Annotated in this window: 22 protein-coding genes; 17 read left to right on the forward strand and 5 right to left on the reverse strand. The window is 48.5% G+C overall.

All coding sequences use genetic code 11. The features are described from left to right. The first annotated feature begins 126 nt into the window (after positions 1-126). The 3 genes from JIN85_RS01055 to JIN85_RS01065 are packed head-to-tail and all read left to right on the forward strand — an operon-like array spanning position 127 to position 4,033. The gene (locus tag JIN85_RS01055) at positions 127-1,491 is read left to right on the forward strand and encodes a protein kinase domain-containing protein (RefSeq protein WP_200266705.1); all 1,365 of its coding nucleotides are present in this window, start codon (positions 127-129) and stop codon (positions 1,489-1,491) included. After that, positions 1,488-2,672 (forward strand): 3'-5' exonuclease, encoded by a 1,185-nt coding sequence (locus JIN85_RS01060; RefSeq protein WP_200266707.1) that lies wholly within the window; start codon positions 1,488-1,490, stop codon positions 2,670-2,672. Before JIN85_RS01055 ends, JIN85_RS01060 begins: the two co-directional genes overlap by 4 nt. After that, a complete protein-coding gene (locus JIN85_RS01065; protein WP_200266709.1) occupies positions 2,669-4,033 on the forward strand; it encodes a hypothetical protein in 1,365 nt (454 codons plus the stop codon). The genes JIN85_RS01060 and JIN85_RS01065 overlap by 4 nt, the downstream gene beginning before the upstream one ends. A 681-nt stretch (positions 4,034-4,714) precedes the next feature. On the opposite strand, the gene JIN85_RS01070 is transcribed toward JIN85_RS01065, so the two are convergent. Further along, positions 4,715-4,930 carry a hypothetical protein gene (locus tag JIN85_RS01070; protein ID WP_200266711.1) on the reverse strand — a complete coding sequence of 72 codons (216 nt, stop codon included), beginning with the start codon at positions 4,928-4,930 and terminating at the stop codon, positions 4,715-4,717. 307 nt (positions 4,931-5,237) lie between these two features. Between JIN85_RS01070 and JIN85_RS01075 the strand changes: the two genes are divergently transcribed. Continuing rightward, on the forward strand, positions 5,238-6,518 hold the full coding sequence (locus JIN85_RS01075; protein ID WP_200266713.1) for a PEP-CTERM sorting domain-containing protein: 1,281 nt from the start codon (positions 5,238-5,240) through the stop codon (positions 6,516-6,518). Positions 6,519-6,636: 118 nt separating this feature from the next. Here JIN85_RS01075 and JIN85_RS01080 read toward each other — a convergent pair whose 3' ends face one another. Then, complete coding sequence (locus tag JIN85_RS01080) at positions 6,637-7,338, reverse strand: IS5 family transposase (protein WP_200266715.1); 702 nt, start codon at positions 7,336-7,338, stop codon at positions 6,637-6,639. 110 nt (positions 7,339-7,448) lie between these two features. Here JIN85_RS01080 and JIN85_RS01085 point away from each other — a divergent pair, with 110 nt between their 5' ends. The 7 genes from JIN85_RS01085 to JIN85_RS01115 all read left to right on the forward strand — a co-directional run bounded on the left by JIN85_RS01085 (position 7,449) and on the right by JIN85_RS01115 (position 14,159). Beyond that, positions 7,449-7,859 (forward strand): hypothetical protein, encoded by a 411-nt coding sequence (locus tag JIN85_RS01085; RefSeq protein WP_200266717.1) that lies wholly within the window; start codon positions 7,449-7,451, stop codon positions 7,857-7,859. Between the two features lie 66 nt (positions 7,860-7,925). After that, positions 7,926-8,891 carry an RHS repeat domain-containing protein gene (locus tag JIN85_RS01090; protein WP_200266719.1) on the forward strand — a complete coding sequence of 322 codons (966 nt, stop codon included), beginning with the start codon at positions 7,926-7,928 and terminating at the stop codon, positions 8,889-8,891. 334 nt (positions 8,892-9,225) lie between these two features. Next, positions 9,226-9,780 (forward strand): hypothetical protein, encoded by a 555-nt coding sequence (locus JIN85_RS01095; RefSeq protein ID WP_200266721.1) that lies wholly within the window; start codon positions 9,226-9,228, stop codon positions 9,778-9,780. Positions 9,781-9,898: 118 nt separating this feature from the next. Beyond that, complete coding sequence (locus JIN85_RS01100; RefSeq protein WP_200266723.1) at positions 9,899-10,378, forward strand: transposase; 480 nt, start codon at positions 9,899-9,901, stop codon at positions 10,376-10,378. 1,184 nt (positions 10,379-11,562) lie between these two features. Next, on the forward strand, positions 11,563-12,315 hold the full coding sequence (locus JIN85_RS01105; protein WP_200266725.1) for a hypothetical protein: 753 nt from the start codon (positions 11,563-11,565) through the stop codon (positions 12,313-12,315). Positions 12,316-12,334: 19 nt separating this feature from the next. Continuing rightward, complete coding sequence (locus tag JIN85_RS01110) at positions 12,335-13,042, forward strand: hypothetical protein (RefSeq protein WP_200266727.1); 708 nt, start codon at positions 12,335-12,337, stop codon at positions 13,040-13,042. Positions 13,043-13,295: 253 nt separating this feature from the next. After that, positions 13,296-14,159, forward strand: a complete 864-nt coding sequence (locus JIN85_RS01115) for a hypothetical protein (protein WP_200266729.1) — start codon at positions 13,296-13,298, stop codon at positions 14,157-14,159. A 48-nt stretch (positions 14,160-14,207) separates the two neighbouring features. Here JIN85_RS01115 and JIN85_RS01120 read toward each other — a convergent pair whose 3' ends face one another. After that, positions 14,208-14,486 carry a hypothetical protein gene (locus JIN85_RS01120; protein ID WP_200266731.1) on the reverse strand — a complete coding sequence of 93 codons (279 nt, stop codon included), beginning with the start codon at positions 14,484-14,486 and terminating at the stop codon, positions 14,208-14,210. Positions 14,487-14,521: 35 nt separating this feature from the next. Here JIN85_RS01120 and JIN85_RS01125 point away from each other — a divergent pair, with 35 nt between their 5' ends. Continuing rightward, positions 14,522-14,926 (forward strand): hypothetical protein, encoded by a 405-nt coding sequence (locus JIN85_RS01125; RefSeq protein ID WP_200266733.1) that lies wholly within the window; start codon positions 14,522-14,524, stop codon positions 14,924-14,926. A 253-nt stretch (positions 14,927-15,179) separates the two neighbouring features. Continuing rightward, positions 15,180-16,568, forward strand: coding sequence for a UTP--glucose-1-phosphate uridylyltransferase (locus tag JIN85_RS01130; RefSeq protein ID WP_200266735.1), 1,389 nt, complete (start codon positions 15,180-15,182; stop codon positions 16,566-16,568). Between the two features lie 18 nt (positions 16,569-16,586). On the opposite strand, the gene JIN85_RS01135 is transcribed toward JIN85_RS01130, so the two are convergent. Then, on the reverse strand, positions 16,587-17,057 hold the full coding sequence (locus JIN85_RS01135; RefSeq protein WP_200266737.1) for a GNAT family N-acetyltransferase: 471 nt from the start codon (positions 17,055-17,057) through the stop codon (positions 16,587-16,589). Between the two features lie 103 nt (positions 17,058-17,160). On the opposite strand from JIN85_RS01135, the gene JIN85_RS01140 reads away from it, so the two are divergent. From JIN85_RS01140 to JIN85_RS01155, 4 genes are all read left to right on the forward strand, one after another. Continuing rightward, a complete protein-coding gene (locus JIN85_RS01140) occupies positions 17,161-19,419 on the forward strand; it encodes a DUF6797 domain-containing protein (RefSeq protein WP_200266739.1) in 2,259 nt (752 codons plus the stop codon). An 11-nt stretch (positions 19,420-19,430) separates the two neighbouring features. Beyond that, the gene (locus JIN85_RS01145; RefSeq protein ID WP_200266741.1) at positions 19,431-21,440 is read left to right on the forward strand and encodes a c-type cytochrome; all 2,010 of its coding nucleotides are present in this window, start codon (positions 19,431-19,433) and stop codon (positions 21,438-21,440) included. A gap of 86 nt (positions 21,441-21,526) precedes the next feature. Further along, positions 21,527-22,516: a malate dehydrogenase gene (locus JIN85_RS01150; RefSeq protein WP_200266743.1), complete on the forward strand. Its 990-nt coding sequence runs from the start codon at positions 21,527-21,529 to the stop codon at positions 22,514-22,516. After that, the gene (locus JIN85_RS01155) at positions 22,516-22,743 is read left to right on the forward strand and encodes a VF530 family protein (protein WP_200266745.1); all 228 of its coding nucleotides are present in this window, start codon (positions 22,516-22,518) and stop codon (positions 22,741-22,743) included. The genes JIN85_RS01150 and JIN85_RS01155 overlap by 1 nt, the downstream gene beginning before the upstream one ends. On the opposite strand, the gene JIN85_RS01160 is transcribed toward JIN85_RS01155, so the two are convergent. Next, positions 22,664-24,919, reverse strand: coding sequence for an HAD family hydrolase (locus tag JIN85_RS01160; RefSeq protein WP_200266747.1), 2,256 nt, complete (start codon positions 24,917-24,919; stop codon positions 22,664-22,666). The two genes, JIN85_RS01155 and JIN85_RS01160, sit on opposite strands and share 80 nt — an antisense overlap.

Here is a 24,919-nt window from a genome sequence, read left to right on the forward strand (position 1 = left end):
GGTTAGCGGGATGGCACTCGTGACGTTAGCGGATTATTGAGCACGACATGTCGCCTTCTTGAATCACACTTCGAAACTCTCCGCCACCGACGCATCAAAAAAGCGCTGGCTTACTTAGGAACGCAAATGCCGGAACTCGATTCAGCCACCGTCGATAAACTTGCCGATACTGCAGAAATGTTTCTAGCGGACTGGGGAGAAGGCTTTTCATTCCGTCGCAAACCAATCGGCGTGGGTGCCACGGCCGCTGTATTTGAAGTCTCAAAGAAGAAAGCAAAATATGCGCTGAAAATTTACAGTGAGCGTCTCTACACTGGCGAAAAATCGACAGCACAACTTCATCGTACAAAACTACAGGAAAAATTAATTGGGCATGATTGCAAAAGCCTAGTCACAATTCAGTCGATCCAGCTTTATAAATCCTCTTGCATATGCCTAATGGAGTATTTGCCTTGGGATACTCTAAAGAAATGTTTGGCTAAAATCCCCGAGGACAAAATTCAGATCCTGGTGGATCAGTTGATCGATGTGATTGATTACTTAAAATCTGTCAACTTGATACACAGGGACATTAAACCAGAAAACATATTGATCTCCCCGGATTTCTGCTCTCTAAAAGTTGTCGACATAGGTGTAGTTCGAGAGATTTCGGGAGCGGAAGATAGAATCGATGGAACTGACACAGGAAAACTAAGGCCGTTTCTCGCAACTGCGCAGTATAGCCCTCCTGAATATCTATTTCGCACTTTCGAACCCTCGGAAGATTTATGGAACGCCGTAAATATATACCAAATTGGTGCAATAGTGCACGACATGATCGTTCAAAAACCACTTTTTGACGAAGAAGTCCATTCGGGTAATCGATATAAATTGGCGCTTGCGGTATTAAGAAGTAAACCCGTTCTTGGGGCGGCGGCGAAAAGTCGTGAGTCGCGCCTCGCGGCAATTGCAGAATTAGCACTAATAAAAGATCCAGTATTAAGAAATGATCTCGTCAAAATAAGTGATTTCAGAACTCCAAAATCAGAACGTGCATCAGAAGCACTGGCCGGAATTCTTGGGAAAATTAGTATCAATGCCAAACATCAATCGAAACTCAATGAACTAATCGAGGAAAAGGAAAGGTATTGCTCCCAAAAAATTGAAACAATCGTTGCTGCAACGATTGCGAGTATCCACTCCAATTTTGAGCATTCTTTGAAATGCAATCGACAGAAATCGAAAAGCACATTGCACCGACAAGTCTTCCAAATTAAGCTGCCTGCACGACAGATTAAAGAGAGCTTTTTTCTCGAATTCGATGAGATCGTAGACCCTACTCTTGATGAAATAAACGTCATATTAGGTCGAGAACACGGCAGCACTACCATAACAAAAATTGTTGGCACCATGTCTTCTGAATCGGATTTACTTGAACCTGGTATTATGACTCATGCGTTTGAGGCTATTTGCGAGCAATTGAAAGCGAACATCGATTATAACGGCTTATGAAGAACACTTGGTGGACTAACCTCGAAGACTTGGATGTGGATCAGGAAAAGGTTTTAGACCTTCCTCCGTCGGGCAAGCATGTCATTTTCGGACCCCCAGGCTGTGGCAAAACCAACCTATTACTTCTTCGCGCTAAATATTTATATGGGAAAGAGGGATTTAAGAACATTCTTTTTCTTACCTACACAGGATGTTTGGCCGACTTTATTAGATCTGGATTGAATGATCAGAAATTTTTCAAGCCTGATCAGGTTCAGACGTTTTGGTCATGGGCAAGATCGCATATCTCAACCTATTATCCGCAAGGCCTCGCCGATTTTGAGTCGCTTTTTATTAAAAATAAAGACAAGAAGATTGAGAACAGCAAAGATAACAAAGAACGGAAGAATAAAATTTTGGTCGAGCTCCTGGAAAGTGCCTACGCCAAAGCGCCGACTCACATCCTCTACGACGCTGTCTTTATTGATGAAGCTCAAGATTTGACAAAAGAGCAGATAGTAGAGTTGTCACGGCTCGCTCCGGTAGTAACGATTGCCGGTGATGATCGTCAGGGTTTATATGGAATGGACGGACTATCTGTTCAGGGTTTTAAATCTATAACGTTGGAATACCATTACAGGATTGGCAAAAGAATATGTGAAGTGGCGGATAAGATTCTTCCGCCCAAAGATGGCAATAACTCACTTTTGGATTATTGCTTATATTCTGAAGAGAAGAATGCGTCTGACGCTGATATTTTCTCACATGCAACAAGGAATGACCAGTATCGCGCGATACTTGATAGACTGCAGACCCAACTTAGAGCCTTTCCTGATGAACTATTAGGAGTGATTCTTCCTACAAACGGCATGATCGAGGAGTTTAAGTCCTACCTTAAAGATAGTGAATTTTTTGAGATCACATCCTTTCATTCGGACGAAGGAGTAAATAATTCATTTCGTTCGGATCGACCGATTCATGTGCTGACTATTCATGCGGCAAAAGGGACAGAATTTCGTGCGGTTCATATTGCTGGCGGAGAGGAAATAAAATTCCCGATGAACCGGCGCGAAGTGTCATTTACAGCAATCACAAGAGCAAAAACTTCATTATCACTTCATTACAGTGGACAGGTCATGCCCTTTATTGCCAGTGCCTTTGCGAAGACGAGCACAATCACCAAGAAGGATCTATTCTCATGAAATGGGACAATTATAGATGGGTGGAAATTTCGCGATCTGAACTATTGTCATTTATTTTCAGTCGCGATAGATCGCATAGAACTAGCTCACCTCCAAAAAGTAGGAGGCTTTTAGCCGGTTTCGAAGGATACCACTCTAATTCGGAAGAGCGCCCCGAGGTCCTTGTCATTGAAGATGAAGATGCAGAGGATTTGATGGCGTGGCTCTATGCATTCGCTGCGGACTTCATGCCTCTTAGCATGCATTTTCAAGTAGTGCTCGCCTCTGATTTTGACGCTATAATGCGGACGGACTCTTTTTCGAATCCGATTTTCGAACCTGTATGGGCCTCAATGATTTTGGGTGAATTCATGATGCGTGGCCGGGGTAGTAAAGTTCTTAAAGATTTTTATATATCGTGGATTGAAACGTCCTGCAGCTACTCCCTTTTAGCTGCACTGCAAGTTTATGGTGATAATAAACTGATATATGACACATTTATCGGTCGGCTTAGACGACTCAAGGCGAACGAGCAACTGGGTTTTCCTGAGCTTCGGCTTGAGACACTTGAAGTAGCTTGGAAAGTCTGTATTGATTTACCTGATCGCGCATATCAATTTGAACGCGAAGATGAATTTTTGTTTGTTCAAAGGCTTTTCCATTTGCTGGAGAGCTCCGCGAATAGACAATTTAGCCATGAGTTTCTTGATTTGCTCTATTCCTCCTATTTTAAATCAGATTCCGTGGAGCGTCGGCTCACAGGTTTCGACCAAGTGGTTCGAAAGTGCTCCGATCAAAATCTCTCGGACCAAACGGAAGTGGGGTTTTATTTAGGAGCGGCGGCGTTCCTTGTTGGAAGGGGAACTTCCCATCTTGGACTTATTGACCGTCCTGCTTCCAGCTTTCCGTCCGCCTACCTTTGGTTTTCGATTCTAGCAGGCCTTTGTGGGAAAAATTCATGGGATCCACGTTGGTTCGAGCTAATTAGACGAATAACACCTTTTTTGCGTAGTAAGAGACTTGAGGGGGATAAACCTGCTGACCTTTGCTGGGTGGAATTTTCTGCTATGGAAAGGAGTAGAGAATCGTTGTCATTCGCTAAGGATATAGTTCGTATTTTTCCTAGTTCTCTTGTCTTGGAATTGATTCCGAACGTTCATTTCCAAATTCGATTGGCGCGCGAGTCTGCAGATAGTGAGAGGTCGACAACAGGAGGTTCTCCCACGAAAGGTTCAAACCGGGAGCTAATTCTTCAGATAGAAAGTTTGTTGAAGAGGTTGACGAAAGGTCTTGATACGCAGTCGTCTCAAATCCCTGAGCAACCTGAACTTAAACTTATTACGGAGGAAAAATCGAATCGGAAGAAGCGATCATCAGATTGATGATACCTTAACTTGTAAGTTAACGATGAAGAAAATTGTAGATCTAGGGTGCTCTCACTACATAGCCCATTTCTCGGATCCGCTATCCGCTCGATATTTGTGGCGCGGTTTTAAGAAGAAAAACTTTCATGGGATACACAAACTTGGCCCAGTTGTTGGGCGACAACCGCGCAACAATTCCCCCCTTGTTCATCATACTGCAGACACCTGGTTTCTTGATAATTTCGGGATTAGGTATCGTTCAGAATCGCTATTTTGCACTGGTGATAAAACGATTGCGTCCCACTACGGGAATGTTTATCCAATTGTCCCTCAGAACGATCATCGGTTTTGCTGGAGTCCAATAATTAGGGATCTTTTTGCGGAGGTGGAGCTTAACTTCATAAATCCAAAAGACACCAATTCAATCGTTACACTGCTTGAGGGTGCATCCTATACTGAGGCAAATCTCTCTGATGCCTTGATAAAAGGGCACGAAATAATGGTTAATGCACCAGGATTTTTTATTTTGGCTGATTAGCAGTTCTTAATGGATCGGTGTAGAAAACTTTGTGTTTTAGTAGGTTCAGATATGGGTTAGGCGGGCTAGAGCTTTACTCCAGGGAGCTTCTTGATAGAGCCAGCTGCGTAGCCATCGCAAATATCGAACGGTGCTCTGAGTGGCCCGCTGAAAGACTTGGTTCATGAAGTTATTCGCTTGCTGGTAGGTTCGCCTTCGCGGTTCTTGCGTGTTTTTTGTCTGCGGTGTTTTTTCCTGGTTTCGACTTTGTCATCGATTCCTTCTGCGCATTGGATGGCTTGTTCAAATAGCAGGGTGAGGTTGTGAGACAGGCATTGAAATAAGGCTTGGGCTTCTTTTGCAGTTTGGCTGCTGGCCCAGGATTTGGTTTCCGCCATTTTGTTTTTGAATGGCTCAAAAACCTTTTCATGCTCCTCGCCGGTCGCACTCTTTCAGAGCACGTCGCGTTCGCTCCTGTCCATGTCGCTCCGCTCCATTCGATATCTGCGATGTTTGTAGCCTAATGCGATGGTCCAAGCGGGAAGTTGTATTTCATTTGTTAGATAAGTGTAAATTTTTCCCTCACTAGGATCATGGCGAAGGGGTAGGCATTTAAAATAGGCCTTTTATAATATAATGAATCATCGTAGCCGTACCGGATGCTTTGCACTTGATTCAGGTATGCGGGCCTTGAAGGATCGCCGCATGTCGAGATCATGGAAAATCGCCGCCACGCTGGCCGGGCTTGTCGTTACGAACAGCGTCGTCTCTGCTGCCAACTATTACTGGAATCCGGCCACCCCGTCGGGAAACTGGGTGATAAATGCGTACTGGAGCGTCGGAGCTCCGGGGACCTACAACCAGAGTTGGTTCAACAACAACAATTCGGCGATTTTTTCAGGAGAGGACCAAATTGTGAATTTGGACAGTATTGTGACGGTTGTGTCGATGGATTTCACTGCGGATGGCATCCAGATCAGCGACGGAGGTGGTAGCATCTTCATACATGGTTCCGTGCCGATTTCTGTTTCCGGGACGGACATCGCCACCATCAATGCGCCGCTGATAAGCGTTGGAGTGGGAGTGGTGATGGTGAAGCAAGGACCCGGGACACTGGTGCTTTCCGGGGCGAACAACATCAACACGGTCAATGTGGATGCCGGAACCTTGCGCCTCGGCGGGAACAGCGCGATCGCCTCGGCAATCTCCTCGTCTTCGCTGATCGTGAATGGGACGTTGGACCTTGCCGGGTACTCCGCATCCCGCTCAGGTCTGACAGGAAGTGGTGTGATCACCAATAGCGGGGCCCAAGCCTCCACCCTGACCCTGGGAACCTCATCATCCGGGACGAGCAACTACGGTGGTGTGATTCAAAATGGCACGTCGCAGGTCAACCTCATCAAAAGTCAATCCAACACCCAGATTCTCTCCGGAGCCAATACGTTCATGGGAACGACCACCGTCAACGCGGGAACCCTCGCCGCATCCAATGCCACGGCCATCGGTAGCAGCACGCTGGTGCTCAATGGAGGCAATTTCTCCACCTCGGTGGCCACCGTCGGAGCGGGTGGTGTGACGATCGCAGGTGGAACCCTGAGGCTGAACGCAGGGAGTGCCGGAGCGCTCGCGCTTTCGGCGGGATCGGACTTCAGCATGACGGGCGGGACATGGGCCCTCCAACTCGCAGAGGGAGCCGATCAAATCACCGGCAGCGGGATGTTTTCAATCACCGGCGGCACCCTGGACCTCGGCGGTGGCGAGATCGACTACGACCAATCCTACACGTTGTTCTCCGGGTTTTCCTCAGGCAGCGTGAGCGGCTTGACGATCAGTAACTACAGCTCCGAGTTTCTCGCATCGCTCGGCGATGACGGAGTGCTTTCCTTCACCGCGGTGCCCGAGCCGGCTATCATGATGCTCGGGGCGCTGGTACCCGTCGCATTCCTCCGTCGCCGGCGGATCCATGACAAAGGGCCAGGCTGTTAGCATCTTGACAGAAGGACGGGCCTTCAGGATACTTTTAACAAACCGTAGAAGTAGTGATGAAATATATTAGAAATTTTTCGATGTTGATCTGCTTATTTCTTAGGTAATGTGGACAAATTTAAAATCTTACCCAATCTGCTATTGCTGCGAGACTTATGAAAGAAATGAAAGTCTCGGTGAGACGTTCGTAACGAGTGGCGACACGCCGGTGTCTTTTAATTCTGCAGAAAAAATTTTCTACTACTCTGCGGCCACGACCAATTTCTGATAGATAAAATACTGGATTTATCCGGTTGCTCTTCGGTGGGATCATCGGGAAACCTCCCGCTTCAAAAATAGATTCCCGCAGTTTGTCGCTATCATATCCACGATCTGCCAACACCACCTTGCCGGAGACATCACCTAGCACTTCAAGGGCGAAGAGAATTTCATGCCGGTTGCCTGGAGCGAGCGTGAGTTCCAACGCCTTCCCTGCTCCATTCACGCAGGCGTTGAGTTTGGTATTTCTTCCACCTTTAGTTTTTCCAAGTGTCCGTTCTTCTGCGGGTAGTGAATGTCGGCAAGCGTCCTGATGAGCTTTGAGGTGGGATGCGTCAATTACCTTGAATTCATCCATCGAAGTGGATTGAGCCTCCGCTGCCGTCTGTTTGAGTAGTTCCGGAAACACGCCCCGCAGAGACCATCTCAAATGGAAGCGATAGACACTGTTCCATTTTCCATATCTTTCCGGGAGTTGGTTCCATGGCGATCCGGTTACCAAAATCCACCAGATTCCACTTAAAGTTTTGAAAAGATTGGCCGGTTTTCGGCCCTTTTTCAAAATGTTAGATTTTCCAGAAGGCGAGTTAAGTTAATTTTTTTAGATGGTCGTAAACCACGTCCGGCATCGCGTCAGCGAGATAAGTCATGTTGCTGTTAATTTCGCATAACGTGTTGGAAATTCAAGCTTTATATTTGTCCACGTTGCCTAGTTGCTGTGGCTCTAGATCTAAGGATATGATTTGGGTTAGGTCTGGAGATCAAATTGTTTCAGATATTCAGATTGCTGGTTCACCGGCTTCGTGGCAAATACGAATTAATCCAGAAATGGATGGCATACAAAAGGGATTGATTCTTAGTTTGGAAAATAAATCAAAGTTTCCAGTAAGTGTTAGTTATGATGATGCATCTTATGTGGTGAACTCTGGTGAGGTAGTCGTTATTAGCAATGTATTTGAAGTTGGCAAATTCGTGTCTGTGAAGATACCTGATAAAAAGGAGGCTCATTTGAGGGTCTCGCTTGGTGGAAGTAAGCTGCAAGATGTAGTTGATGTTCGTGGCGACGTGTTCCTTCCGAGGTAAGACCATAAGGGGGCTTGGATCAGCGTAGATATTGCGAGCCGAGCTTTCATCGTATCTCCTTGCTGAATGACGATCATAGCATGGATCGGTGTAGAAAAATTTGCGTTTTCGCAGGTCCAGATGTGGGTTAGGCGGGCTAGGGCTTCTGTCGATACCGGCATTGTTCCAGCGACGCGCCAGCAGCTGGAATCCTTCGGCTACGACCAGACCGGCAACTGGACTGCAGTGACATCGCTAAGTCCATCGCTCACCCAAACCCGTGTGCACAACACCGCCAACGAAATCCAATCGGTGAGCGGCCCGAGCGGGGTCGTGCAACCGATTTACGACGCGGCAGGCAACATGACGACTTTGCCCGCGCCAAACAACTGGGGCAATGGCTACACCTGCAAGTGGGACGCGTGGAACCGCCTGATGGAAATCAAGCTTGGCAGCACGGTGGTAGGAGCGTATACCTATGATGCAATGACCCGCAGAGTGCGAAAAACCGCAGCGAGCGAAACACGCTTCGTGCTGCGTGACTACCTTGATCCGGTGGCGATCATCGACACCACCGGAGCGGTGACCGAGCGCTACGGCTACGATGCCTTTGGTCCGGCGCGGATCATGAACGCAAGCTTCGTGACGCAAACGTCGAGTGAATGTGCCTGGAAGTTCCTGTTCCACGGCGAGTTCAAGGATGGGGAGAGTGAGCTGTATAACTACGGCTACCGCTACTACCATCCGCAGCTGGGCAGATGGATCAACCGAGATCCTATCGGAGAGAGAGGAGGCGTGAATCTGTATGGGTTCGTGGGGAATATTAGTGTAAATTGGACGGACTTTCTTGGTTTGAAACCTCCGGTCAGAAAATGTACTTCACTCATTAGAGCTGGGCATGGATCTAAATCTGGAAGTTGCCAGGTAACGAATGGATTTCCACCTCCTGCAGAAGTGAAAAAAGGCGATCGCTATACAGCCGTGAGCTGCTTTTCAGGAAATATAAATAGTGTGCCAGAATATAATTCGTTTCACTACGAGGGGGAAATTTGACGATCCTAATATAGAAGACTTCGTAGATGACGGGAACGGTGGTTATATCCTTAATGAAAAAGAGCCTGGTTATCTATGGATGGATAATAATCTTAAAAACCCATTCGAAATTGGTGACAATGCAGCATTGGGAAACGCATATGAATCTGCAATGAAGCAAGCTGAAGCAGATTGTAAGGGTGGCGTGTGCCCATGCTCGAGTATTAAAGTGGAAGTTCAATGTCTAAGTTTTCCCGGATATTCAATAATCTTTTTTGATGCTCGGGCTAAGTCTGAGGGGTGAAGTCTATGTGGTCATAGGTGAAACGATAAACTACAAAACCAAATCTTTGAAATGATCAAAATTATATTAATTCTTTTAATGACATTGCAATATGCTTATTCTGGTCCTATATTTAATGTCGCTCAAAAATGCGAGCTAACTGTAATGAAGTTGATTTCTGTTACTCCGACATTTTCTGAGGATATTTCAGGATATCAAGACATGATGAAAAAGGTGAATGGTGAGAAAATTGATAAAATCGACCAGAGTGCAATCATGCCGTGGGGGGAGGTAATCGGATATAGCTTGTCTGATAATATTGAGGTTGAAGATAATGTGATTGAAGAAATGAATGAGTGGTATTCTTCTGTAAGATGGACTGATGAATCGGTTACGGGTAAGGTGATTGGGTTGTCGCCCGTAAAAGTTATATCTTTTGAAGATGATGAAGACCGAAGTAAGGTGTGGCTCATTATTTTATATGGTGATCAAGTAGGTGAGTTTATTTGTGGATTTAAATCCAGCGCGACTTTTGTTCAAGTTAGGCCTGATGTGAAACGGTCCACTTTAAGTAGTGAGCTGGCTTCAAATATTTGGAAAACGATTACGCGAAGTGATAAAAAATGAGGTGCCAAATTTAGGTAACTTTCGATAATCTCTTTCTACATGGATCCGCTGGAGTAGTTTTGGCGAAGCGATCAGCGGCGGCCCGAAAGGAAATGGCAAGACAGCCAGGGCGGGGCTAGTGCGAGCCTTTCGCGCTCACAAGGATGTTGGCGCGCGTTGGGCGAAGAAGAACAACGAGGTTCACTACGTCTACAAAAACCACGTGAAGGCGGATGTAATAACCAAGTTAGTTCGAGACTTTCGGGTCAGTGACGCCAGTGAGCACGACAGCCAGTGCCTCGAGGATTTAGTCAAAGAAGGCGAGGGCACGGTGGATGCGGAAAGCGCGTATTGGAGTCGCGGATTGCTGACGATCCTGCGGCGCAAAAAAGTCCAAGCACGCATTTGCCAAAAAGGAGCAAAGGGCAAACCACTGACCAAGGCGCAAAAAAGTGAAAACCGCAAGAATAGCCGGATTCGAGCGCGTGCCGAGCATGTGTTCGATGCGCAACTGTGGCAGATGGGCGCGGACCAGATTGCTACGATAGCTATCGTAAGAGCGGCACGCAACAGCGGCCTAGCAACCTCGTTTACAACCTGCTTCGACTGGGACAGCTAACCTGCGGGTGGCATGGTGATGGCGAGAATGGCAGCCGCCGTCGAGGTCAGCGAAAAAACCACCGAATTTCCCACGATTTGTTAGATCCAAGAGACTGCCATGGTTCGACCCCGCCACCGGATGTGGCTTCAATGAGTGAGAATGGCGCTCCAATGAAGATGATCATTCTGAGCTCTTGAGGCAGCTTAGAATATAGGCTAGAGTTACACAAAGCGGGTCATAGCTAAGTCAACTGCTAAAAAATTTTCAGAGAGGATAATTTTTTAAAATGCTTGCATTACAGCAAATTTGGGGATATTTTCTTTGTGAATTGATTCTGTCTGTGAATGAAAAAGTCTAATAATTATAATATACCCTAAACTGCATATTGATTGAAATAGAGTTCGCCAAAACTTCAGTTTTCTTATGCAAAACGAAATCGCTAGGAATTCACAGGCGTCAGCAAATTGTGTATATCACTAAACAAAATTATGAAAAAAAGACATAATAAGATTGATTCACTTTGGAAATATAAATGCGGATAACGAATCGGTTGAAGATCTCAATAAAGAATCCATAAGACGTTTTCTCCGAGAAGTTGGTGGAGCAACAGCGATGTCAGCCGCATCTTTGACAATATAAGGAAGAGCCGAAAAAAATGACGGAGAACCATCATCATGCTCGAAAAATATACTTGAAAGTCCTAATGGAGGATATTATGAATGCGGGCTTGTATGCTCACAGCTAGTAATAACTCAGACGTTCATATGGCCAAAGTTGCTACTGATATAACGCCTTCAAACGGGTTTCGCAATCTCGTGAGCATAAGTTTCCAAATATTTGGATGGCAAAACACCAATTGGGCTGCTTGAGTATCTTATACCATATACACTATTAAATCACATGTCACAGAGGCATGTGGTTTTTCTAGCGAAACGACATTAACAGCAGGGATTCATAAAATCTATACAAGATCATTCTCATCGTATAACGCTCTATTAAATAGGTCGAAAATTGACACATGCTATGTATTTATTTCATCATACTCATAATTGTAACCGCAACCTCAGTAGGGTTCAAGGTTATGTGAAAGTAAAGAATGTATTGTCTGCGGCCTATTATAATTCAGAAGTATGTCTAATCGAAGTTAAGGATGAAGAATATGGCAATCAAGACGATTTACATATTAAGATCGAACTAGTGTAATGAAGCGATCCAATAAATTAATTATTTTGCAGGCATGCTTATTTTTGGGTATGTCTCTGTATCTGTTATGTTCCCTTTCTGCAAGTAAGCAACAAAGGACTAAACTTATAAACAATGATACGCTCGTATCTCCAATTAAAAATACACGTTCTTCGCAAGTTCACGAGGATTTGGACTATCGATCGGATCGAAATTACTCAGATCCAGCAAAACAAAATCTTCGTGAGAAGGGAGTTTTAAGCAGGAGTGAAAGTCCAGTATATACCTTACTTGGCGATCTAGGTAGTAAATTATCTAACTATGGTCTCGATGAACTTGGAATCAGTGAAGAAGTCCGCCCACTACTTCAAGAGGCAGTAGATAAGTCATTCACAGATATGACCAACCTTCTAAAACAGAAAATGACATTGGAAATCGATACTCCAGAGTTAAAAAAATATCATATTCCACCAGTTCCAGAAGGACAGGATGTGTTTGAGAAACTAAAAAATGATTTTCATAGACTTCTTCCTGAGAAAAAAGCGGACACACTGATTGCAAGTTTTTCAAATGTTTCACAATTCTACGCAGGATTTGGGAGATACGAGGGAACAGTAGAAATAAAATCGGAAAGTAACTCCCCGTTCGACTACGCCATCGAATACAAATTTAACGATCCGGAGGCAGGTGATGGGAATATAATTAGCCAGGGATATCAGGCAGTTAGCGATCCCGCAGAGTTCCAATATCTGTTCGGGTTATTCAAGAATTAATGTAAAACATCTCTGTGATATGGATAAAATTCGTTTATCAAATTACATTCTTGCCTTTGGTAATTTAATGTTATTAGCTTTCATTGTCATTTCAAAACAAAAACACTCCACAAAAGGCATAATACCTAGTGATAGTCCTATTCGCAATATTCAGAATACGTCTCTCCCACGCAAAACACAATGGATTCAAGCTTATGAAAAATTCAAATCCCATGAAAGCGGATTAAAAAATGCCCGGCCAGTAAAAAATCGTCAACTTCTACTTGTCGGAAGCAAAATATCCGACGATGCTCTAATTTCTGCAGGGATTAGCCTTAATGAGAAAAATTATATCTCCGAATTAGTCAAATCCACTACTGACGAAATGTCAGTTTTGATAAAATCGAAAATAGAAGAAACGTCAACTGAGCAAGGTTTTTATTCATATAAAATTCCCTTGATCCCTGAAGGACAATTATTACTCGATCAATTGAAAGGGAAATTACAAAAAAAATATGGTTTAGATTCAGCAAATAGCTTATTTTCAGGGTTTGACACAAAATCTTACCTGGGTAACTTTGGGCGCTTAGAGGTGCAAATGGATTTAGTGGTCGATCCAAATGATACAAATTTATACAGAGTTAGATACAAAACCATAGATCCAAAATTTTCTAAAATCAAAACGAATGATGTAATGACATTGGGTAATTTTAATAAGGTGTATGGGGAACTATTTGAATTACACTAGTTTTATTATTTCTCAATATTAATATAAAGGTCACATCCAGTGACGGGGGTCGAATCATGGCAGTGCCTTGGATCGATCAAATCGTGGAAAATTCGATGGAGTTTTCTACGCCGATCGAGGCATGATAGAAGGATAAGGCATTTTGTAATGCTCTTGTGATGAGGGGGTATCTCTTTGGTTGACGCTAATCGGTGCAATGTTTGAACAATTATACTCGCGTAGAATTAAACGAACTGATAGTCGTCAGAATGAAATGCATAGAAGAACTTTCTATTTAGCGACTGCTATTACCGTACTCACGCTAGCATTCGGTAAGGCCATCTACGATCTCGTAGGAGTAAACCAAAACGGGAAGAGCAAATCAGTTGCTAAATCAATTGACCGGCCAAAGTCTTCGAATTCGCGACAATTATCCACTAAATCTTCCATCGATCGAGAAGTAGCAAAAGAAAAAACTTTAGTTAGATTAAATAAAAAAGAAGCTGAAATTCAATCTGAAATTGACAATCTTTTATCAAAAATACGAAAATCGGACCCGCAGGTAGTTATAGCTATCGAAGCACAACGTGAAGCAATATCTCTAATGAGAACTCAAGAAATGAATCTCAGGAGATTAGATTACAATGACTGGATGGAATACAAACCCGAGCAAGCAGCCCCAGCCCGACAAATGGCAATTATAAAAGCTTATCGTGAATTGTTAAATGATCCAAAATATCGAGATATTGTGAGGAGTGGTTTGGAGCTGCAAAAATCATTTCTTACAAACGACTATCCACTCATAAGTGACGCTCATGAACTATCAGCCTCTTGTCAAGAAGCTTGGGGAAACGGGAAGATCGAAATAAGGGAGCCGGGCATCATTCCACAAGAAATAGGAATTCAGGTCCTCGCCGATTCTGATGCCGTTTATCAGAACCTCAATGATTCTATTGGAAATCTATACCAAGATGTCCCAGGTGCTCACAAAACATTTATAGAACAATGGATCAAATACGCAGTAATTAGTACTTCCAATTCACTGATATTTCGAAAGCGAATGCCATTATCCTATTGGGTTCTGAAGCACGATTTATTGAAAACCCAAAAAGAGATACAAGATAACACATCAAACTAACCACGACACGAGCATGACAAAGGCGGATCGGTGTAAAAACTTTGCGTTTTAGCAGGTCCAGATATGGGTTAGGCGGGCCAAGGCTTTGCTCCAGGGAGCTTCTTGATAGAGCCGGGTGCGTAGCCATCGCAAAAATCGAAAGGTCCTCTGAGTGGCCCGCTGGAAGACTTGGTTGATGTAGTTATTCGCTTGCTGGTAGGGGTGGCCTTCGCGGTTCTTGAGGGTTCTTTGTCGGCGGTGTTTTCCCCGGGTTTCGACTTCGTTACCGATTTCTTCTGCACATTGGGTGACTAGTTCAAATAGCAGGGTTAGGTTGTGAGAAAGCATTTATCTGGATCTGCTAGAACGCAAAGTTTTCTACAATGATCCGCTGGAGTAGTTATGACGAAGCGATCGGCGGCGGTCCGAAAGGAAATGGCAATACAGCCAGGGCAGGACTAGTGCGAGCCTTGCGCGCTCACAAGGATGTTGGTGCGGATGCGGGTTTTTGGAAAAATGATGTCGCTCGGGAATATCGCAAGATGCTGATGGAAGGAGCTTTGGAGAAATCCGAAGAGGTGCTTGACCGATCCGGAAAACGCGTGAAGCGGACTTTACGAAAAGGAATTCCACGCGCGGAGGCGGAAAGATCATCGAAGGATGACGGTGATTTGCCAATGGCGGCGACTTTACGAAGGCGGGTCCGCTATTTCAGCGATGGTGCGGTGATCGGTAGCCGCTTGTTTGTGAATGATGCGTTTTACGCAGCTCGGGATTGGTTCGGATAGAAGCGAAAAGACGGGGCTCGAAAACTGCGTGGGCAAGCTGCGTGACTCCGCCTGCACGGCACCAACCAGGCATCAACCTTAATGATTCAAGGGATACTCCCGGTGATGCGCGGTTACTTTTATTTCTAGCTCCGCTACTTTTGGGTTCTAGCAGTGATGCTGATTCGCGGGGATCGGCTAGCTCCATGGATCTGGCATTTTTACAGAATCGGCGTGACCAAAGTGTCCGGTTTGATCAAGATTCTGGCAGCTTATGGCCAAATTCGATGCTTTTAAATCCAAGATGGAATCCGCCGGAATGGGGGATGCGGCAATTCGTGCATTTCAACGCAATTACGAAGCACTGCTGCGTGATGAAACGGGTTTGATTCCGGAAGATTCGATCGCGCCAGCGGCGGAAATCGCATCATTTGAAAGCCTCCCGCAATCGGAGCCGAAACCGGAGCTGCTTTCTCAAGCAGTGGTGATCAAGCTCAATGGAGGGCTTGGCACAAGCATGGGCCTGACCGGACCAAAGACGCTTCTTCCGATTCGTGAGAACACAAATTTCCTGGATTTGATCGTCCGGCAAATCGTCGATTTGCGGAAAACCACCGGGGCAGGGGTGAGGCTTTTGTTGATGAACAGCTTCAGTACCAGTGAGGATACACTGGGACATCTTGCTGCTTATCAAGCAGATGGGTTTGCCGAGGCTTCGGAAGTGGAGCTGATGCAGAACCAGATTCCAAAAATCGATGCCGCAACCTTGGAGCCGGCCAGTTGGCCAGCGGATCCGGATCTCGAGTGGTGCCCGCCGGGGCATGGCGATTTGTTTCCTGCGTTGGTCGGAAGTGGCTGGCTGGATCGCTTGCTGGCGGATGGCGTTCGTTATGCGTTTGTGTCGAATTCGGACAACCTCGGCGCGGTTCTTGATCCGGCGATTCTTCAATATTTCGCCGAATCCGGTGCTCCGTTTTTGATGGAAGTGACCCGCCGCACCGCTGCCGACCGGAAGGGCGGTCATCTCGCGGTTCGCAAGAGCGATGGCCGCTTGTTGCTGCGTGAAGTGGCGCAGTGCCCGGATGAGGATTTGGAGTCTTTCCAGGATATCGATCGTCACCGTTTCTTTAATACCAATAGCTTGTGGTTGCGTCTGGATCTGTTGAAAGAGCAGCTCGCCGCGGATTCCGGAGTCTTGCCATTGCCGATGATCCGGAACAAAAAGACGGTTGATCCGCGGGATAAGAAATCGCCAGCCGTGTTGCAGTTGGAAATCGCCATGGGCGCGGCGATCGAGTGCTTCGATGGCTCGACCGCCATTGATGTGCCGCGCAGCCGCTTTGCGCCGGTCAAGACGACTGGAGATTTGCTCGCACTGCGGTCAGATGCTTACGAAATCCAGGAAAACGGGCAGGTTCGCCTTCACCCGGAGCGCCAGGGACTTCCGCCGGTCATCGCGCTTTCAGACGAATACAAGCTGGTGGATCAGCTGACCGCACTTGGTGTTCCGAGTTTGTTGAAATGCAAGTCCCTCACCGTCGAAGGTCCTGTCCATTTTGAGGATGGAGTGGTTCTTGAAGGTGAGGTGGTGGTGAAAAATTCTAGCAGCCAGCCTGTCAGGATCACGCCCGGCACTTATAAGGACCAGACGCTGAGCTTCTGATCCTTTAAACGAGGGTTTTTAAGGTAAAATATCGCCATAGATTCCGGGGTCACTTCCCGGGATCTCGATGGCTCCGCAATTTTTCGCATAGAATTCCTTGGGGCCGACTCCACCGATGATGGCGTAGGCGTAGCCGAGGTCCCTGAGGCTTTCCAATGCTTTGAATAGCAATGCTTTTCCCAGGCCGGATCCGCGCGCGCTTTCTGCGACACCGGTGGGGCCGAAATAGCCACGCATGGTGACGTCGTGGCAGGAAAACCCGAGGATTTCGCGATCTTTCGTTGCTATGTGGCAGGCAACGGGTTGTCGCGAAAGGGAAACTTCGATTTCACTGACCCATTTGGCGGAAAAGTGGGTTCTGGCGAACTCGGCGACCGTGTGTTTTTCGAATGCTCGTGCCCTCCTGATGCGGATTCCCTGGTCGCTGATTTTGCGATATAAGTCGGTTTGATCCTCCAAATCGTAGAGGCGGACGAGCATGTCGATCATGTAATGGATTGAAAACTGACTGGTTCGGTAGGCAAAGTCCATTTCACCAAATTTCCGGTTTTCTTTGCTAGACGCAGGGAACGCGGCCCGTATCGTCTGCCTCATGCGAACATTCACACCCTACTTTGTCGCGACGGTCGCTTTGGTTCAATTTACCCACGCCGCTGATAAGAAATGGTATGAAGAGATGGTGATGGGCCCGGCATGGTCCGAAACCTTCTCCGATTACTTCCAAGGAGAAAAACGGACCCCTGCTGCTATCAAGGGCATCGTCCTGGATCTCGGTAACGACAACCACGCGCTGTTTGACAGTGAAGCCCTACGCCTGGTCACCGCTTATAAGGGTGATTTTGAATGGGGTGGGGTAGCTTGGGCCGGTTCCCACGGAACTTTGATCACTTTGGCCAACAAGGATCCGCTTTTCAATACTGCCTCCATGCCTGGCTGGGGCAATAAGGCCGGTTCTTTTGAGGACAAGCGTGAGCATCCTGGTTACGGCAAGCTCGAGCAAGGTAGCTTCAACGGCTATTTCCGCAGCGGTGAGACCATCACTCTGGACTACACGGTTTTGGGCAGTCGCATTCTCGAAACCGATGCGATGGACAAGGGCAGCCTGACCCGTTCTTTCTATTTCGACAAACGCAATGACGAACTCGTCATGGTGGTCGCTGAGGAAAAAGGTGACTTCACCCTCAGTCCGAAGCGCGATAGCGCCAAATCCGCAGACGGTCTTGAGATCGTAGCCACTGGCGGCGTGTCTCTCGTTACCGATACGAAAAACCACGGTCGCCTTCTGGCCAAAATCCCACGCGGTGGCCAGGCGCTCCAGGCTCAAATCGCCTATTCACGCAGCGAAACGCCGAAGCCAGTCAGCATGCCTGATTTCAAGGCTCTCGTTTCCGGCGGTAAGCCAATTTTCGACAAAAAAATCAAGGGAACCGTCAACCTGTCGAACGACAAGAAGAGCCCTTATGTCACGGACGTAATCAATCTTCCAGAAAACAACCCTTGGAAGTCGAACCTCCGCTTTGTTGCCTTTGACTTCCTGAGCGATGATAAGGCTGCCATCTCCACCTGGAACGGCGATGTCTGGACCTTGACGGGGATCAAAGACATGAAAAACCTGGTCTGGCAACGTGTCGCATCCGGTCTGTTCCAACCACTCGGCCTCAAGGTGGTTGATGGAACGATCTACGTGAACGGTCGCGACGGCATCACCAAGCTCATCGATCTTAACAACGACGGTGAGATCGACCAATACAAGGTGTTCAACCACGATGTCATCGTGACGGAAAACTTCCACGAATTCGCGTTTGAGCTCCAAACCGACAAGGAAGGCAACTTCTACTTCTCGAAAGCATCCCCAGTCCGCCCCGGCGGCCGTGGATTCGACAAGATCCTGGATGACAACGGTGTGATCGCCAAAGTCTCGAAGGACGGCTCGAAGCTCGAAGTTCTCGCTACCGGCCTGCGCGCCCCAGGTGGCCTTGGCATCGGACCTAACGGCGAAATCACCTCCGGTGAAAACGAAGGAACCTGGATGCCTTCCTGCAAAATCAACTACGTGAAGCCTGGCAACACCCCAGTATTCTTCGGCGTTGAGCCATCCCGCCACGACGTGAAGGGCAAATACACCGAGCCACTCTGCTACCTGCCAATGGATGTCGATAACTCCGGTGCTTCCCAAGTCTGGGTACCTGAAGGAATTGATTTCGGTGTTCCAGCTGGTGAAATGCTCCACCTGTCCTACGGAACTTCCAGTATTTTCCACGTGCTGACACAACCTCGTGGCAACACCGGATTCCTCGAAGGTGGTGTGGTGAAACTCCCAATCAAACTGCAATCCTCTGCCATGCGCGCTCGCTTCCACAAGGACGGCTCGCTCTATGTCGCAGGTTTCCGTGGATGGCAAACCAACGCTGCAAGCGAAGCTGCCTTCCAACGCGTGCGCCACAATCCAGACGTGGTCGTTCCAGCTCCTACCAAGATGGAATACACCTCCACTGGCATCAAACTCACCTTCCCAGCAAAGCTGGATAAGGAACTTGCTGAAGACCCAACCAGCTACAGCGCTCAACGCTGGAACTACGTTCGTGGTCCACAATACGGCTCTGGTGAGTTCTCCGTGGATCATCCGGATCGTGATGCAGAGAAGCAAGCCCTTGAAAAGGAATCCCATGAGCATCAAGTTCGTGACGATGTCGAAATCAAGGCCGCCAAGCTCAGCGCGGATGGCATGACCGTCGATATCGAATTGGATCACATGAAGCCTTGCATGAACCTGAAGGTCACTTATGACCTTGAGGATACCGATGGTGAAGTATTCAAAGGTGAATACATCGGCACCGTTTATAAGGACTGACCCTACCCCATATGCGTTTCCCGTTTCTTGCCTTCTGCCTCCTGGCAGCTACCGCAAAAGCTGATCTGATCGCGACGTTTTCGAAAGATGGCGTCACCGATGCCCGTCGCGATCGGTTTCCGGCTCTGAGTATCAAACCGGGAGAACCGGCCACCCCATTTTTGGGTGCCGGGGCCTTCGAAGTGACTTGGACCGGGAAACTCGTTCTTTCTCAGCGGCAGCGCGTCTCATTCTCATTCGAGGGTGAGGGCGCTGCTGCCCTGAAAGTCGATGACAAGGAATTGCTTTCCAAAGATGGAACACTCTCAGGTGAGGGTTCCAAAACCACCCGTCTGAATGCGGGTGAGCACGACATTACGATTACTTACAAAAGCAAAGCGGACGGCACCGCCGCATTTCGCTTTTATTGGGAGTCGAGCGAAATGCCTAGGCAAACCGTTCCTCCAGATGCTTTTGCCGCTAGCGAATCAGAAGCGGCAACTTTAGGTGAAGACCAGCGTTCCGGCCGCTTGCTGTTTGCCCAACAGAACTGCTCCAAGTGCCACGTTTCCAGCACCGGTTCCTTCGGGGCGAATGGAATGGTGGAATTGTCGGAAATCGGGCCCGTTCTCGCCGGCATTGCTGACCGCGTGACCGAAGATTGGCTCAAAAACTGGATCGCTGATCCGAAGTCGATCAAGCCGACAACTCACATGCCGACCTTGGTGGATGCTTCTACCAAAGAAGGTCTTCAAGAGGTAGCGGATCTAGCTGCCTATCTCACAACCACCCAGAAGCTCGGCATGCCGACTTCGCCCAAGCCAGATCCTCAGTTGGCTCAAGCCGGTGGCGTTCATTTCCAGGAACTTGGCTGCGTGGCTTGCCACACGATGCCTGGCGTCGAACAACCTGACTTGGAAAACAAGCGGGTCCCACTTAACAACGTCGCCTTCAAGTTCCAGCCCGGAGCTTTGGTGGATTTCCTGAAAAATCCTCACCAGTTTTACAGTGCGATCGGAATGCCTGATTTCCGTCTTTCAGACGAGGAAGCCAATTCCCTCGCAGCGTTTCTTCGGACCTCTTCCGAAGGAAAAGAGACCAAACCGGGCCATCAGTTCCCGAAAGGCGATGCGACTCGTGGTGCGGAGATCGCCGGCTCGCTCCAATGTGGCGTGTGTCACCCGGGTCTTCCGATGACCCCATCGGCAGTTACTTCGCTGGATGATCTTTTCACCAAGGACTGGACAGCCGTTGGTTGCGTGGCTGCGGCAGATAAGCGCGGCAAGGCTCCGGTGTTGAATCTTTCCGATGAGGACAGAAGCAAGTTGGTAACCTTCTCCAAGAGCGGAAAAGACTCCTTGTTTAGAAATAACGTCTCGGAGTTCGCAACCCGCCAGCTGGAGAGCCAGCGTTGCGTGAACTGCCACTTGATCGATGGCAAGCCACCTCTTTTGAGCTCCACCCAAACCGAAACGGCTTCACTCACCGAGCACGTCAAAGGTCTCCATGAGCGTGTTGATCAGTCCCGCCCGCAGCTCACCTTCATCGGTGAAATGCTCTACACGGATTACATTGAGGCCATGCTTTCCGGAACTGAAGATCCGCGGCCACGTCCTTGGCTCGGCATGCGTATGCCATCTTTCCATGCTCATCCTAAGGAACTTGCTGAAGGATTGTCCCGACTTCATGGCTTTGAACCATCCGGACCACAGGAAGTGAAGGTGGATCCAAAGATGGCGGAGATCGGCAAAGATCTTGCCAGTGCAAGTGGCTTTGGTTGCGTGACCTGCCATGCCATCGGCGATCAAAAAGCAACCGCGATCTTCGAAGTGGAAGGCATCAACCTCAAACTCGCTTCCAGCCGCTTGCGTGAAGGCTACTATCATCGCTGGATGGACAACCCACCATCGGTCACGCCTTCCACCAAAATGCCACGTTTCTCCGATGGCAACGAATCCCAGCGCGCTGATGTGCTGGATGGCGATGCTTGGAAGCAATACGATGCCATCTGGCAGTATCTGCATTCGCTTGACGGTAAGTGATCAAGGCTTGAATTCACCTCCGTGGCCTTCTTGATTGACCACGGAGGAACTCTTGCTGAATGTTGGGATCTAGCAATTTTGCGCTTATGAAAGAACCCATCACCATTTCCATCACCGGTGCGGCTGGCCACATTGGCTATGCACTTTTGTTCCGGATCGCGTCCGGCTCCGTCTTTGGAGCCGATCAACCGGTCAATCTCCGGCTTATCGAAATTGAACCCGCATTGCCTGCTCTGCACGGAGTGGTGATGGAGCTTGATGACTGCGCATTTCCGCTGTTGCGTGAAGTGGTAGCGACAGCCGACCTGGATGAGGGATTTGCTGGAGCAAACTGGGCATTGCTGGTGGGCTCTGTTCCCCGCAAAGCTGGTATGGAGCGTAGTGATCTGCTCGGGATCAACGGACGGATTTTCACCGGCCAAGGGCAGGCGATCGCCAAGAATGCTGCGAAAAACATCCGTGTTCTCGTGGTCGGGAATCCCTGCAACACCAATGCATTGATCGCCAAGAACAATGCCGCAGGGGTGCCGTCGGACCGCTTCTTCGCGATGACCCGGCTGGATGAGAATCGCGCGAAAAGCCAGTTGGCCTTCAAAGCGGGTGTTCATGCCTCGGATGTGACGAACCTCTGCATTTGGGGCAATCATTCTTCAACCCAATACCCGGATTTCACCAACGCGAAGATCAACGGCAAACCTGCAACCGATGTCATCTCGGATCACGATTGGCTGAAAGGTGAGTTTATCTCAACCGTCCAACAGCGGGGTGCGGCAATCATCAAAGCGCGCGGGGCATCTTCTGCTGCTTCTGCTGCGAATGCCGCCATTGATACGGTGAAAAGTCTGATTCAACCGACAGCGGATGGGGATTGGTTCTCCGTGGCAGTTTGTTCCGATGGTTCTTACGGCATTGAGAAAGGCCTCATCGCCTCCATGCCCATCCGAACCAAGTCCGACGGCAGCTGGGAAGTCGTGCAAGGCGTGCCGGTTGACGATTTTAGCAGAGAGAAGATCGATGCGAGCGTCGCAGAACTGATCGAAGAGCGTGATGCGGTGAAAGATTTGATTCCTTCCTGATGGAGCGAGAGCATCCGAACGATCCGCTGCACGGAGTCACACTCAAGGAAGTTCTAACAACCTTGGTGGATCGCTATGGGTGGCAAGAACTGGCGGACCGGATTCCGGTCCGTTGTTTCATGTTCAATCCATCGATCCAATCCAGTCTTACCTTTCTGCGGAAAACGCCTTGGGCACGGCAGAAGTTGGAAAACTGGTATGTATCGGACGCGATGCGGCGTCGTTGAGCTGGCGAATGAAATCGGCAAACTGCGTCCAATCCTCAATGAGGTAATCGGGCTTGCAGTTGCCGGGGCGGATCGAGTCTGGATGTCCGGTAAATAGAGCGGTGCGGAAGCCAATTCGAGCCGCCGGGGCGATGTCTTGCGCCGGATCATTTCCAATGAAGAGCGTTTCATCCGCAGCGATGCCACGGGTGGCCAAGCGATCCGCCATCAATTGGAACAGCCCGGCTGAGGGTTTTGCGATCCGGTGCTGATAGGAAAGAATGCTCAGATCCGAGTCGATGCACCGAGAAGCTCCGTTGGTGAATCGATCTAACACCGTCAGCGTGTTTGCTTGCGCGTTGGAGAGCAATCCCATGACCATGCCCATCCCTGCGAGTTCGGTAAGCATGGAGATCACTCCAGGCATCATGGAGCATGGATGCCAGCAATCTTCCAGTTCCACCAGGAGCGCATGCATGTCATTATTCGGTCCCGGCTCCAACCATTCACGGAGTAGATGCAAAAGATCGATTTCTGGATGAGCATGAGGTGAGTTGTGGTGCTCATTTTGAACCAATGCATGCAGGGCTGAGCTTGGCGATGCAGACACGGAAAAACCATGCCGATGGAATAGGGCACGCAGTGCGGAATCCACATGCGGGTCGGGTTTGATCCCGCCAGGTTTCGCGATCAGCAAAGTCCCATAGATGTCAAAGACGCAGGCGCGAATGGTTTTGGATGCTGTGAGATCCTGTGGCTCCGCGTTCATGAGAAAATGAAAATGCTCTGGCCGGAAATAAGCTCGAAGCACCTGTTCGCGTTCAAGGTGGGATGGGGGAGCTGTTTGGGAATGAATCAGCTTGTGATAAGAGGTGAGCAACTCGCAGGTGGGTTCAGTCCAGACTTCATTCGACCATTGGCTGGAGACTGCATTGGACAACCATTCCCTGAGATCCACCATCTTGCCCTCTGACTCCACCTTCAGCTCGGTGGTGCGAAGAATCACATCGCGTTGGATGCTTTCGGGCAAGTTGCCAAAATCAAAAGCGCGATTCTGGAGCAGGGAGTTGTATGTTTGATGGAGAAATTCAGGTTTGAGGGGTTGGCCGTAAAGTCGATGTGAATGCTCCAAGCTCCGGACCATGGTTCGTCGAAGAGCTGTTAGATCGATCTCATCGCAGGGAACTGGAATCCGCTCATACAACTGCCCGATGCGGCTCGGATGGTCAGCGGTGACCTTTGGAAGATTCCTGCCGAGAATCGGTTTCCTCAGTTTCAAGGATTCAAAAAACGGCAAACCAAAGCCTTCTACTACCGATGTCGTAATAAAATGGGTTGCGCGTTTTAGCCAGAAATCGAAATCGCGGGGCTCGTTGTTAGACGCATCCCGATGGCCGGGCGATTCATCGACAACCGCAAAATCGATCGGTAGCTTCAGTCTGGCGGCAAAAGCTCTCCAATCATCGTGGACGGGGCAGGCGGTGGGGTTTTTCGGAGCCTGGGTGATGGCGATTCTCGCGCCTGCTGGCAGGAATTTGGAAAGTAAGACCAGCTCGCCTAAATTTTTTCGTCTAATGCCACGGATCGGAGCCAGCAGTAGCGGAGGCGTTGTTGAGCTCACATCGCTTTCGGTTGCGGGGATCGAAACCGGATTTGGAAGATAGTCCGTGTGGATTTCAGGAATCCCTAACTGCAGAAACTGCCTCTGATCCGATCGGTTGATCCATGCGTATCGGATGTTGGGAGCGATTGGATAGAGCTGTGCGAGATCACGGATATGATGATAATTTTCCGGTCTTCCGTCTTCTGCTAGATCGTGGATTTGCAGCAGCAACCTGGCTTGTTTTTCTGCGAGCAGCGCGACCATCTCCGGAACCAGTCGGCTTTTTCCGAGCGAATGATTATGGAAATGCCAGAGGTCAGGCGTCGCGCCGAGAGCGTCGCGAGCGCACTCCATCACGCTCTGAAGCAGCTCAGGGGCGCTTGGAAATTTGGAATGCTGATGCTCATAGCCCAATCCCTTGATGACCCGGATCGGCAAAGATGTCGGGTTGTCAGGAGCTTCACCGACGAGGATGACATGCGGGATCCCGGTGGCTGTTAGAAGCTCTGAATGGGCACGGATGACGCTGCTAACGCCACCCGCTTGCAGATGATAATGGACGATGGCGACATGCATCCGTTGGGTGGTCGCCAT

It is taken from the genome of Luteolibacter pohnpeiensis (assembly GCF_016595435.1).
Lineage (GTDB): Bacteria > Verrucomicrobiota > Verrucomicrobiia > Verrucomicrobiales > Akkermansiaceae > Luteolibacter > Luteolibacter pohnpeiensis.

Excerpts from the sequence above, each read along its gene's own strand:
- JIN85_RS01070 (WP_200266711.1), bottom strand. The coding sequence starts at position 4,930 with ATGGCGGAAACCAAATCCTGGGCCAGCAGCCAAACTGCAAAAGAAGCC.
- JIN85_RS01105 (WP_200266725.1), top strand. The coding sequence starts at position 11,563 with ATGAAGCGATCCAATAAATTAATTATTTTGCAGGCATGCTTATTTTTG.
- JIN85_RS01110 (WP_200266727.1), top strand. The coding sequence starts at position 12,335 with ATGGATAAAATTCGTTTATCAAATTACATTCTTGCCTTTGGTAATTTA.
- JIN85_RS01150 (WP_200266743.1), top strand. The coding sequence starts at position 21,527 with ATGAAAGAACCCATCACCATTTCCATCACCGGTGCGGCTGGCCACATT.
- JIN85_RS01125 (WP_200266733.1), top strand. The coding sequence starts at position 14,522 with ATGATCCGCTGGAGTAGTTATGACGAAGCGATCGGCGGCGGTCCGAAA.
- JIN85_RS01120 (WP_200266731.1), bottom strand. The coding sequence starts at position 14,486 with ATGCTTTCTCACAACCTAACCCTGCTATTTGAACTAGTCACCCAATGT.
- JIN85_RS01075 (WP_200266713.1), top strand. The coding sequence starts at position 5,238 with ATGTCGAGATCATGGAAAATCGCCGCCACGCTGGCCGGGCTTGTCGTT.
- JIN85_RS01130 (WP_200266735.1), top strand. The coding sequence starts at position 15,180 with ATGGCCAAATTCGATGCTTTTAAATCCAAGATGGAATCCGCCGGAATG.
- JIN85_RS01160 (WP_200266747.1), bottom strand. The coding sequence starts at position 24,919 with ATGGCGACCACCCAACGGATGCATGTCGCCATCGTCCATTATCATCTG.
- JIN85_RS01060 (WP_200266707.1), top strand. The coding sequence starts at position 1,488 with ATGAAGAACACTTGGTGGACTAACCTCGAAGACTTGGATGTGGATCAG.
- JIN85_RS01055 (WP_200266705.1), top strand. The coding sequence starts at position 127 with ATGCCGGAACTCGATTCAGCCACCGTCGATAAACTTGCCGATACTGCA.
- JIN85_RS01140 (WP_200266739.1), top strand. The coding sequence starts at position 17,161 with ATGCGAACATTCACACCCTACTTTGTCGCGACGGTCGCTTTGGTTCAA.
- JIN85_RS01145 (WP_200266741.1), top strand. The coding sequence starts at position 19,431 with ATGCGTTTCCCGTTTCTTGCCTTCTGCCTCCTGGCAGCTACCGCAAAA.
- JIN85_RS01095 (WP_200266721.1), top strand. The coding sequence starts at position 9,226 with ATGATCAAAATTATATTAATTCTTTTAATGACATTGCAATATGCTTAT.
- JIN85_RS01065 (WP_200266709.1), top strand. The coding sequence starts at position 2,669 with ATGAAATGGGACAATTATAGATGGGTGGAAATTTCGCGATCTGAACTA.
- JIN85_RS01090 (WP_200266719.1), top strand. The coding sequence starts at position 7,926 with ATGACGATCATAGCATGGATCGGTGTAGAAAAATTTGCGTTTTCGCAG.
- JIN85_RS01115 (WP_200266729.1), top strand. The coding sequence starts at position 13,296 with ATGCATAGAAGAACTTTCTATTTAGCGACTGCTATTACCGTACTCACG.
- JIN85_RS01135 (WP_200266737.1), bottom strand. The coding sequence starts at position 17,057 with ATGATCGACATGCTCGTCCGCCTCTACGATTTGGAGGATCAAACCGAC.
- JIN85_RS01155 (WP_200266745.1), top strand. The coding sequence starts at position 22,516 with ATGGAGCGAGAGCATCCGAACGATCCGCTGCACGGAGTCACACTCAAG.